The sequence below is a fragment of the Acidisoma sp. L85 genome, from assembly GCF_009765865.1.
Taxonomy (GTDB): domain Bacteria; phylum Pseudomonadota; class Alphaproteobacteria; order Acetobacterales; family Acetobacteraceae; genus Acidisoma.
In genome coordinates this window covers 1-5,935 of the sequence record NZ_LMUQ01000070.1, presented here as the reverse complement: position 1 = coordinate 5,935, position 5,935 = coordinate 1, and the positions used below count along the sequence as shown (strand labels likewise).

General features: G+C 56.9%; 4 protein-coding genes and 1 pseudogene. 1 reads left to right on the top strand and 4 read right to left on the bottom strand.

Annotated features, from left to right (window positions below; translation table 11 throughout):
• Positions 1-187: 187 nt before the first annotated feature.
• The 4 genes from GSQ83_RS23445 to GSQ83_RS23430 form a co-directional block, all read right to left on the bottom strand.
• Positions 188-1,213, bottom strand: a complete 1,026-nt coding sequence (locus GSQ83_RS23445) for a ParB/RepB/Spo0J family partition protein (RefSeq protein WP_158805300.1) — start codon at positions 1,211-1,213, stop codon at positions 188-190.
• 10 nt (positions 1,214-1,223) lie between these two features.
• Entirely contained in the window at positions 1,224-2,438 is a 1,215-nt protein-coding gene (gene repA / locus GSQ83_RS23440; protein ID WP_158805299.1) for a plasmid partitioning protein RepA, read from the bottom strand.
• A gap of 685 nt (positions 2,439-3,123) precedes the next feature.
• A complete protein-coding gene (locus GSQ83_RS23435) occupies positions 3,124-3,699 on the bottom strand; it encodes an RES domain-containing protein (protein ID WP_254065867.1) in 576 nt (191 codons plus the stop codon).
• A gap of 161 nt (positions 3,700-3,860) precedes the next feature.
• A complete protein-coding gene (locus tag GSQ83_RS23430) occupies positions 3,861-4,553 on the bottom strand; it encodes a hypothetical protein (protein ID WP_254065866.1) in 693 nt (230 codons plus the stop codon).
• Between the two features lie 201 nt (positions 4,554-4,754).
• Here GSQ83_RS23430 and GSQ83_RS23425 point away from each other — a divergent pair.
• Positions 4,755-5,570: pseudogene (locus tag GSQ83_RS23425) on the top strand (IS5 family transposase).
• The last annotated feature ends 365 nt before the right edge of the window (positions 5,571-5,935 follow it).

The following is a 5,935-nucleotide window of genomic DNA, read 5'->3' as shown; positions in this document are numbered from 1 at the left end:
CGGCTTAACCCGGTCGAACCGCCGTGGTACGTGACCCGTATGCCCGGTGGTGTGGGAGGGGTGGCGTCGCGAGACATCCCCCTATCCCGATCAATCTGCACACTGGATCGACCTGACGATGGAACTCGCGCCACAGATAGCTTAGCTTGCAAGGCCACGAGCCGCGACGATCTCCGCGAATAATTCCCTAAGAATTCCTTGCTTTCGGCTTTGGGGCGATACTGCGATTAAACTCCTCCACCAACGAGGGCATTTTCCCCCAGACGAAATCCGCGAAACCCTCGCCATGGCGAACAGAGAAGGATATCGCTGTCGAATGTTTGCGACGCTTGCGCTCCGCGACCAGTCGTCCGCTTTCGTCTCGGCAATCTTCAGTCGATGGTGTCGCTGCTTTTTGCCCAAGAAGCACCGCCAAGCGAACGTGGAATCCGAGTTGTGAATCCCCCGCGATCAGGCGTTCTGCTACTTCATTCAGCTGCCCGTTTCTGTCCGGATCTCGAATCATCCTCAAGAGGTTGCTCGCGTCACGGAACGTGCACTTGCGCCAATCACCAAGGGCTTCGAGTACCCGATCGGGAATCTCGGCGAAAGACGTGAGATTGCTGACGTGAGATCGCGAGACGTTAAGTGCATCTGCGAGTGCCTGCTTGCTAGAAAAGACGCCACGTTCAACATATTTTGCTAAGGCACGGGACTGTTCGAGCGTCGAGACGCTTTCTCGATGTGCGTTCTCGCTGTAGGCCGCGCTGGCCATCTGGGCCTCGGAGAGAACCTGTACTACAGCCCGAAGAGGTGTTCCTAGGCTTCTACAGGCAAAAAGGCGCCGATGCCCGAAGCAGACTTCGAACCGTCCCCCTTCAGTTGGATGTGGACGCAGCAACGCCGGCGATTGTTGGCCATTGCGACGAATCTCTTCGACGAACTCCGTGAAACTCTTATCCTCAAGGAAGCGGAGGTTGCGATCCCAGTATGGGGAGGGCTCCGCGAGCGTCGCGTCAATTTCCTCGATTACAAGGCCCTCGTCCTTCCGGCGTTCGATAGCGGCCTCTAGCGCCTTCAGCTCCGCAATTGCATTACGGTGCTGCGTCTCGATCGCTCTGGCGATCGGTACGGCCGGCGAATTTGACCGCGCCGTTTCTCGGGGGGCCTCACCTTCCTTTGGGAAGGCCGGCAAGTCAGCAGTGATGGCACTGAGGTCAAATGCACGCTTCATTCCAACCCCCTCACGCAGCGTTAGAGGTCGGTAGGGCCCGCACGGCTTCCTGTCGACCCCATGCTTTCAGCATAACACCCTCTATTTCGGCATTCACCGAATTAAGGAATGCCAGACCGCGCATGTAACTTTGCCGAGTTCCCACCTGATCGTCGATCTCATAGTAGGTGCGCTTCCTCAGTCCGGCGCCGTCCAAAGCCGTTGTCACGGCCATCGGGTTCTGCAACAGCATGTCGCCAAAGTTGGCGCCCATTAGGTGGATGATCTGCTTTTGATTCTGGTCAGTGACGTTGTGTTTGGCAATGAGAATCTTGAAGAAGTCGATCTCCTTGCCGTTCGCATCTACCTCTTCCACTTGCTCGAGGACTTGGGAGCACATTCGGAAAAATTGGCCTGTACTAGCAAAGTCGATCATTGAGGGTGGAACCGGCACAATTACACCGGTCGCAGCGAAGATAGCATTTATAGACATAAAGCCGAGTGACGGTGGGCAATCCAGAATAACCAGATCGTAATTCGTTGCTGACTTTTGGATCGCGTCCCGTAGGACAAGCCAAAATGCGAAGTTCTTTTCTCGTTGCGCCCTGACCGGCATTTCGAATTCAGCCTGGGACAGGCTAAGATTGGACGGAACGAGATCAAGACGTGGCCAGTATGTTTGCCGTATGCAGCGTTCGAGACTTTGGGTTTCGCCACGGAAGACAGGATAGAGCGTCTCTTCTGGTTCGACGTCGGTATCCGGTTGTAGACCAAACAAGCTCGTTAGAGACGCCTGACTATCGAGATCGACAGCCAGAACCCGGTAGCCTCGCAACGCCATGTACTGCGCGAGATGGACCGCCGTCGTGGTCTTGGCAGCTCCCCCCTTGAAGTTGGCGACCGCCACGACTTGAAGCTTCTCTGTTGGATTGCGCCGGCGCCGGTATCGCTCATCGCGTGTTTTTTCATGGAGGCCGTCGAGAATCCAATGAAGTTCCTGGAGCGTAAATGTTCGGCGATAATTGTTACCTACAACCGTTCCGCATGTGAATTCCCCCCCGTCTTTAGTAATTTGTCTCAAGTAGCTTTCGGAGACACCGAGCAGCACCGCCGCTTCTACCGTCGGAAACTGCTTGAGACGCTTCCTATCTTGAGGAGCATTTTCGAGGGCAACGATTTTCTGTTGAGTGATCTGGCAGACATCGGCCCCGTGGCTAAGGCGTTCCTTCAGCCGGGATAGTTTCATTTCTCCTGCACCATGCGGAGCCTCCCTTGAAATGGGCCATAGGCGCTAATGCGCGCTAATCCGCACCAACATCGATGTTCAACGCTTAACATCCGAAATACCGATGGTCAAACACTTATTAGGATCTCTTAGCCTTGCACCTGAAGCGAGCTCTACGATCGCTGAGTCAGGGTGCGTCGAGCATGTCCGTCCGTGGCCCAGCTGGCCCCTGCCCTCTTAGTCTAGAAGTGATCGATTTTGTACGCGCGACTAGAAATCGACCAAGCTAGCCCACACCTGGCCCTCCAGCCGCGGAAGAAGACGCCGGCGCAAAGGCTGCCGATCAGCGGAGGATCGCTTAGTCACTTACTGGACATGCCGTTCAAGTTTGCAGCAAACGGTTGGTGTCGCTGCCCTCCGCGTCCTGGGAAAATTGCTCACAGCGTCTGCACCCTCCCCTCCCGGCCATCCGCGTGAAAGTGTGCCCGTTTCCGTCGGCAATGCTTTATTGTCTCCCGATGCCTGACGTCGCTTAGGGTGTAACTTGCTCAGATGGGCGATCACCGTTTGCAGAAGACGGCTTGGGCCGATCGCGCGCGCGAGGGTCTCATCTGGCATCGAGAAGGTCCATGAGCTCTGACTGGAAGATGCGATCCACTTTCGCCCCAGCCGTGAATCGCGCGATGTGAGGGGGTCGCACGCCTGATTACTTCATGGCAAGAGCCGACGCCGACACCGTTTGCTGCAAACGGAGTCCGGCTGGTAGAGTAATGCCCTCCGAAGGTAGCGGCGCTCGCAATAGCTGCTCACGCGACTTATGTCGGCGACAAGGGTGGGCGGGATTAAACCACGCTACCCTGTACGCCTCAAGGATCGGCGTGAGCTCATCACATGAACCAAGTTTTCGGCGTCCTCCCGCCGTAACCTTCGAAAGCGCTCGATCGTAGAGAGCGAGGTTTTCGTCACCATTTAGTCGAGATGGGTAGCAGATGCCATCTAAACGCTCTTTGCGCTCAAAGGCTGCCAAACTTGTTTGCTGTCCCAGCTCATGAGATCTCGCACGTACAGCGTCAGTCGATACTCCGAGCACGATCGGGTTTCCTGCGCGCAAGTCTAACAAGTCGAGGCGCTCACTGACGGTAATGTGGACGTGGACATAATCACCCAGATCCCTAGCGCTCAAGAAAAGCGGTCCCGGAACTCCATTCTTCAGGTCGCGGACAATGGTTTCAAGGAAGGCGACCTCGAACGTCTGGCCGACATAATATACGCCGAAGGGCAAAGCCGTCCTTTTCCGGGGATCAGAGAAGCGGCTAGACGCAAAGCCGAACCCTTTTGCGTCTGGGAATTTGTTTAGAAAAATGTGATGCCAGACGCTGCCGGGAGCCGCGTGGGTTACTGCAGAGGCCCGCGCTTCAGCGGATGATGAGAGCGGGACACCAATCAAGAATATGCGCCGACCGCGGTATTCTCGGCAGCCGCAATTACGCCTTCGACATGGCCACTTCGCAGAGCGTCGAGTGCGCGATCACCGCCGAGTTCGCCGTGATGCTGCTGCAGGAACCGGAATAGGCGCCACGGATCATCACCGAGTATGTTGAACAGCTGGGGGAGGGCAGGGAGTAGCTGCCGTCCCTCGAGAACTTGCCACGCAGGGTAGCGAATGCCGCGTTTAGCAAGCTCTAGGCCGAGAACCTCATGTCTTTTTCGCTTTTGCCGTACGCCTTCCTCAGACATGCCAAGCAAATTCGCGATAGCAGCGGTATTGAGCATGCTCGGATCTGTGAGCATTCGCTCTTTCTCAATCCGTCCACGCGTTCTGGCGGCAGCTAAAGCCCTCTCGAGGGGAACATCAAGGCTGCCTGACCGTGCTGGATTGAGAGTCCCATGGGATGGCGCAAGTGACGCCGGAACAATGCGCTCCCGACCTGCGGCAACGGCTTCGGCATCATCCGGCGCTAGAACGACACGGGTTGGCCACAGGTCGTAGAGCCCTTCAGAAGCAAGCGCTCTTGATGCCCGCTCCAACTCATCCTCCGAAAAAGGACGCAAAGTCAGGAATGCCGTCATTTCAACCGATTTGCGTTTCTGGTCGCGCGAAGAGGGGCCGGGGCGGGGGGAAAGTTTCACGGTCATAGAGTGCTCCTGATCGCCAATATGGCCCATCTGGCCCAGTTAGCCAAGTTCAACTACGCTCTCGCGACTACATATGCTGGATAGCTGGAATCCGGACAGCTGCGGCGCTTCAAACCGCCTCTTAGTGTCTGACTGAGAAAGGGTTGAGTGATTTCAGCGGGTTGTGGTTCTATCGGATTGCGAGTCACGACGGAAATTACAATGGCCTGGACTGAAATCACTCGGCCGCAGTATCAGCGCACCGGGCTACGCTATGCAAGTGACCTGACGGATGCGGAATGGGCGATGATCGTGCCCTTCATGCTCGAACGGCGCCGCTTCGGGCGGCGTCGCTCTACCAAATTGCGGGCGGTCGTTGAAGCGATGTTCTATATCGCTTCAACGGGATGCCAGTGGCGCCAATTGCCAAAGGACTTTCCGCCATACTCGACCGTGCAAGCTACTTCTATGCCTGGGTTCTGGATGGACGTTGGGAATTGATCAACCATGCCCTGGTGATGGCGTCGCGCGAGAAAGCCGGGCGACAAGCCAGTCCGACCGCTGGCGTCATCGATAGTCAATCGGTCAAAACCACGGAGAGTGGCGGTCCTCGTGGCTTTGACGCCGGCAAGAAGATCATGGGCCGCAAGCGGCACATCGTCACCGATACAGCCGGCCACCTCGTCGGATTGGTCGTGCATATGGCCAGCATCCAGGATCGGGATGGCGCCGTGGCTGCGCTGGCTTCTATTCGCCGACTTTATCCCTGGTTGCGGCACATCTTTGCTGACGGCGGCTACGCCGGCAACAAGCTGCGTCACGCGCTGCTCGCCTTCGGCCGTTGGACGGTGCAGATTATCAAACGATCTGATACAGCTCAGGGCTTCGAAGTCCTACCGAGGCGCTGGGTCGTCGAACGGACGTTCGCATGGCTCGGCAGATGCCGCAGGCTCGCAAAAGACTTCGATGGCAAGTTCGACAGCGTGGACCCTTATCGCCCATGTCCGGCGCCTTACCCGCAATCTGGCAAGGCTATGATATCAAGGCCTCCTTTCTGAGTCCGACTCTTAAGGATTGACCAGGGCCTACGCGCTCCAGCACCCCGATCTGCAGCGTTTTTTCATCACTGCCGGCCACCAGGAGGCGTTCTTGGCCGTGATGGCCTCAGCCTAGACATCGCTGGCAATTTGTGTGGGGGGCCGGGGCAATCTACATGCGTGAGCTTGGAGGGAACGGGTCGCATCTCGGCGGCCTTGGGACAGCTTAAAAACAGCAATTAATCGACAATTAGGCACGGTAATCAATTATTACCGTGCCTATCCGCGCGTGAAGAACCAGTTGCCACAGTCGCCGGATGGACTCAGACTGGGCACGGCGCCGGTGGCGTCGTGGGCAAACGGTGA